This window comes from Glycomyces amatae, assembly GCF_020991375.1.
In the GTDB taxonomy this organism is placed as follows: domain Bacteria; phylum Actinomycetota; class Actinomycetes; order Mycobacteriales; family Micromonosporaceae; genus Glycomyces; species Glycomyces amatae.
The window spans coordinates 1-379 of record NZ_JAJLQZ010000063.1 but is presented as its reverse complement, the minus strand read 5'-3'; the positions used below and the strand labels follow the sequence as shown (position 1 = coordinate 379).

Sequence of the window (379 nt, the reverse complement as noted above, 5' to 3'; positions counted from 1 at the left end):
GTTCGGGCGGGCGGCGACGGAGGCGTGGAGGCCGGGCGGGGGCGGGCTGTAGGGGGCCGGGCGGGTTCTCGGGTGGGGTTCAGGCCATCGGCGACGGTGTGGCGGAGTGGCCGGTCCTGGGGCGGGCTGCCGGGGCCGGGGTGGTGTGGGTGGCGCCGGGACCGGGCGACGGCGCTCCGGTGGTGGTGGGGCCGGTGGTTGCCGGTGTGGTGGCGGCTCGGCCGGGCCTCGCTGCGGCGGCGGGGTCGGTGAGCGCTGGTGCGGCGGTGCCGGTCGTCGCTGCGGTAGCGGTGGTGTCGGTGGCTGCCGGGTTCGTTGCTGCGGCCTGTCGCCGGGCGGCCTGGTGCGCGGCGGGTGCCGCAGGAGTCGCGGTGCAGGG

General features: G+C 79.9%; 1 pseudogene. It reads right to left on the bottom strand.

The features are described from left to right. Window positions 1-79: 79 nt before the first annotated feature. Window positions 80-379 (bottom strand): annotated as a pseudogene (locus LO763_RS28610) (N-acetylmuramoyl-L-alanine amidase); the annotation flags it as partial.